At 59.2% G+C, this 3,949-nt stretch carries 4 protein-coding genes; all 4 read left to right on the top strand.

Going from position 1 to position 3,949, the window contains the following annotated elements; translation table 11 throughout:
- Positions 1–395: 395 nt before the first annotated feature.
- From FMZ75_RS20835 to FMZ75_RS20820, 4 genes are read left to right on the top strand one after another with little or no spacing between them, the layout of a single operon-like run.
- On the top strand, positions 396–1,415 hold the full coding sequence (locus FMZ75_RS20835; protein WP_166146149.1) for a nucleotidyltransferase: 1,020 nt from the start codon (positions 396–398) through the stop codon (positions 1,413–1,415).
- Positions 1,408–2,313, top strand: a complete 906-nt coding sequence (locus FMZ75_RS20830) for an E2/UBC family protein (RefSeq protein ID WP_166146146.1) — start codon at positions 1,408–1,410, stop codon at positions 2,311–2,313. The genes FMZ75_RS20835 and FMZ75_RS20830 overlap by 8 nt, the downstream gene beginning before the upstream one ends.
- A 9-nt stretch (positions 2,314–2,322) precedes the next feature.
- A complete protein-coding gene (locus FMZ75_RS20825) occupies positions 2,323–3,189 on the top strand; it encodes a ThiF family adenylyltransferase (RefSeq protein WP_166146152.1) in 867 nt (288 codons plus the stop codon).
- A complete protein-coding gene (locus FMZ75_RS20820) occupies positions 3,189–3,701 on the top strand; it encodes a Mov34/MPN/PAD-1 family protein (protein ID WP_246729182.1) in 513 nt (170 codons plus the stop codon). Before FMZ75_RS20825 ends, FMZ75_RS20820 begins: the two co-directional genes overlap by 1 nt.
- Positions 3,702–3,949 lie beyond the last annotated feature (248 nt).

Here is a 3,949-nt window from a genome sequence, read left to right as displayed (position 1 = left end):
CTCGCACGAAAACGCATTCGCCCCGAGTTCGTCATCACATGGTCGTTATGGCGACGAGCGCACCAAGCCGAAGCAAGGCGAGCCCATCTGAAAAAGCAACTGTAATGCTAAGCCGGGCGACACAAAACCCATGTGCGCGTTTTCTGCGCTCATGAGCACGTCGTTTGCTGTCGGTGGCACGACGAAGGACGTTTGCAAAGGTTGCAGCGAAGCGGAGACATGCTTTTATCCGAGCCAGAATGTCCGCGCCGCCGATATCGTAATCTTTGCCGGCGCGGCATATCTGCATAGCGTTCCCGAGGGCGCTCGGATCGAAGGCCGCTTTGTGCAATTCGACATGGTTGTTATCGATGAAGCTCCGATCGGCGGTTTTGTCGAAACGGACACGATCGATTTTGCGCGCGAAGACTTCGCACGCAAAGCGCCCCCGTACCGAAGACGCCGAGTACGACGTCGATTCTGTTTGCGAATTCGCCGCTCTGACGAAAGCCGGCATTACTCAGAAGGATCTGAAGGAAAAGCTCGGCGTCGAGGTCGAGAGCTATCGCCAAAGCAAAAACATGGACAAGCCCTTGAAAGAAGGGCGTCGATGCTGGACTCTCCAATACGCCGACGGCGCAAAATTCCATATGGACATCGTTCCTGCGCTTTCGAACGAGGATCGTCTGCGCAAATTGCTCGCTGAACACAAGTTGAATGACCAGTTCGCCTCGACCGCGATCGCGATCACCGACAACGAAGTCTCCAACTACTCAGACATCTGCGAGGATTGGCCCCGATCGAATCCGAAGGGCTATTGCGAATGGTTCAAGACCCGCATGGCCGTCGTCCTGGAAAAAGGGCGTCGTCGGATAGCCGAGAAGATGCAGGCGAGCGTGGAGGAGATCCCCGACTACAAGGTCCGCACCCCTCTTCAATCAGCGATCATGCTCCTCAAGCAACACCGCGACATTTCGTTCGCGGAGCGGGCGGACGAAGCGCCCATATCGATCATCATCACGACCCTGTCCGCGAAGGCCTATGAGGGCGAGGAGAAAATCGGGGCGGCGCTAAAGGCCATTCTTACAAAAATGGATCGCTTCATCACGGAAATCAACGGCGTCTACGTCATCACGAATCCGACCGACGAGTTGGAGAATTTCGCCGACAAATGGGCCGATCATCCGGAACGCGCCAAGGCATTCTTCGAGTGGCTCGACATGGCGCGAAGGGATTTCGACAGTCTCGCCAAGTCGGCCGATCGGGATCAGATGGAACGCCTGATGGAAGGCTCCGTCGGTCGGGACTTGGCCAAGCGAGCCCGCCAGCGTCGCCTCTCGGCGGCGCCGGCGGTGCTCACCAAGGGACTGATCAAGGATGCCGTCGATCAGAATCCAAACGCCGTCAATCTGAAGGGCGGCGGCAGATATGCCTGATTCGCCCACGGTTGCGGAGCGTCACGAAGAGGCCGTGCGCGAAGTGGAAGGATGGCTCGAGGCGGCGCTGCGGACGCCTCGTCGCCTTTCCCATGACGATATCGAGCGATATTCCGCCCATGGCATCATTCGTGGTTGGCGCGTCCCGGTCGAAGTTGCCGGTGAGACGCAAGAGCTCGACATCATTATTACGGCGGCGTTCCCGTACCTGCCGCCCCGCATTGCTCTTGCTTCACCGCCTTCGTTCCTGACTTGGCCACACGTCGAGCGCGATGGCGTCCTCTGCCTCACGCCCGACCACACAACGTTTTCGACCGGCGCCCCAATATCCGTCATCGGCGCTCTGCTACAAAGAGCGTGTGATCTGCTCTCGCAGATCGCCGCTGGAGGGACGTCGGAAGATTTTAAATCGGAGGTCGTCTCCTATTGGAGTCAGGATGCCAATCTCAAACGCAGAAGAATACTCAGCCTGATCGTCGGCGGCTGGACGCAGAGCCGCATTGTAAAATGCCGGCTGGGCGAAGATTCCATCATTGTCGCGAACGACGATCATGCGATCTCGAGATGGATCCGTAATCGTTTTCCGGCGACACGATCGGTGAAGACATCGACCGGAGCTTTGATTCGCCTGAACGACTCATTGACGCCAGATCGGTTTCCCAAGACAGGCTTGGACGTCTACCGGCTCGCGGATTCGGTCGGATGCGCGCACTTGCTCGACCAAGCGGCGACTCTGGATCCGCAGGAAGTCGTGGCGATCTTCAGCCTCCCTGCTGCTGATGGACATGCGGTGGTCGCCACGGTGGTCGAGCATCCGAAACGTCGCCACGGCGAGGGGATCACGAACGGCTTCCGAAAGGGCGGGGGAGCCATATCGTCTGTGATGGGCGCACGTTAATTCGGCTCGCTGCCATGTCTCAGAGCGCCCGTCGAGCGAATAGACGCGGCTTGGAACCATGGACGCGACAGGGACGTCCGAATTGCGGAACTGCAAAAGGCGAAAGTTGCAGTCTTCGGTTGCGGGTCGGTCGGCGCTCCAGTCGCGACCATGCTCGCCGAAGCGGGCGTCGGGCATCTCCTTCTGGTCGACAAGGACACCTTGGCCGCCGCGAATGTCGGTCGGCATCCGCTCGGCATCGACGCGCTCGGACGGCACAAATCGGAGGCGCTGGCGCTCCTGCTGCGCAAATGCTACCCGCATCTCTGCATCGACTACGAGGTTTCGTCCGTCGAAGACTTGCTGTTGTCTAATTCGAAACAGATCGAAGGAGTCGATCTGATAGTTTCGGCTCTCGGCTCATGGCCGGCGGAGGCGCTGCTCGATCAATGGCATTCGAGCAGCGCGGCGCCACCGGCGATCGTTTATGGATGGACCGAGCCTCATGCCGCCGCTGGGCAGGCTGTCGTGCTGAAAGGCGACGGAGCGAGACTTCGGGACGGCCTCGACGAGACGGGAACGCCGCTCCTGCAAGTAACCGAGTGGTCGGAAGACATGAACCTGCGCGCGGAGCCGGCGTGCGGCGCGTTCTTTCAGCCGTACGGCCCGATCGAGGTCGGCTACATCAACAATATGATCGGCGAACTCTGCCTCGACGTGCTTCTGGACCAGGTGGACGACGCGACCCACCGAATATGGGCCGCTCGCGACAGTTTGCTGGCTAGCGCTGGCGGGCAATGGACAGAGCGATGGACCAGCATCATGAATGAAGAAAGAGGCCGTCAAGGCGGTATATTCGAACGGCGATGGGCCGCAGAGACGCTGCGGGCGAATTGATGCGTTACAAAATTGGAATATCGGGCCAATCGCTGTCCTTCGCATCCTCCGTGCTGGAACATTTCATCAGGCATCGCCAGACCCGCTTTTGGCGCGCCGAGGCCGGTGGACTGCTCTTCGCTAAGGTGTCGCCCGAGGTCATCGACGTTGTCACCGCCACCGGCCCGAGATCAACGGACGGGCGTTCGCGCTGGCGTTACTCCCCCGACCGAGAGGCGGAGCAACGCGAGATCGACCTGTTCCACGCGCAGGGACAGCACTTGGTTGGCTTTTGGCATACGCATCCAGAAATGTTTCCGAGTCCTTCGAAGATGGACAGCGACAGCATCACGGAATCGTTTCGCATGTCGAAGCACCAGTTGAACGGATTCGTTCAGGTGATAGTGGGGCAGCATCAGTTTCCGCCGGGTCTGTACGTCGGAGTCGGGGACGGCTCGCAAGTGTATCGGCTCTCACTGGATCATGAATGCCGTATCCCCACGGTGTCGCCGGGAAGACCCGAACTACCGTGATCGCATGTCCGACCGGTCGCGCGGCTTCGGCCCGTTTGTGTCGACACATCACGGCGATCTCCGTTGTTTCAGAGACGTAGCTGTATGAGCTAATACAAAGAGGAATCGGAATGGACGCGATGAATAAACCCCCTTCAAAAACGTATGGCCCGCCCCGTCTGCAAGGAGTTTTATCGAGAGCGCCTTCTGATGGGTCTGCGTCAACGTATCCGGCCTCGGGGCGAGCCCCCGGCCAAGATGGAGATACG

Source organism: Methylosinus sp. RM1 (genome assembly GCF_011378635.1).
Classification (GTDB): domain Bacteria; phylum Pseudomonadota; class Alphaproteobacteria; order Rhizobiales; family Beijerinckiaceae; genus Methylosinus; species Methylosinus sporium.
Note: the sequence above shows the minus strand (reverse complement) of the source record. Positions and strands in the feature narration are given on the sequence as shown.

Coding starts and splice junctions, on each gene's coding strand:
- FMZ75_RS20820 (WP_246729182.1), top strand. CDS start 3,189: ATGCGTTACAAAATTGGAATATCGGGCCAATCGCTGTCCTTCGCATCC.
- FMZ75_RS20830 (WP_166146146.1), top strand. CDS start 1,408: ATGCCTGATTCGCCCACGGTTGCGGAGCGTCACGAAGAGGCCGTGCGC.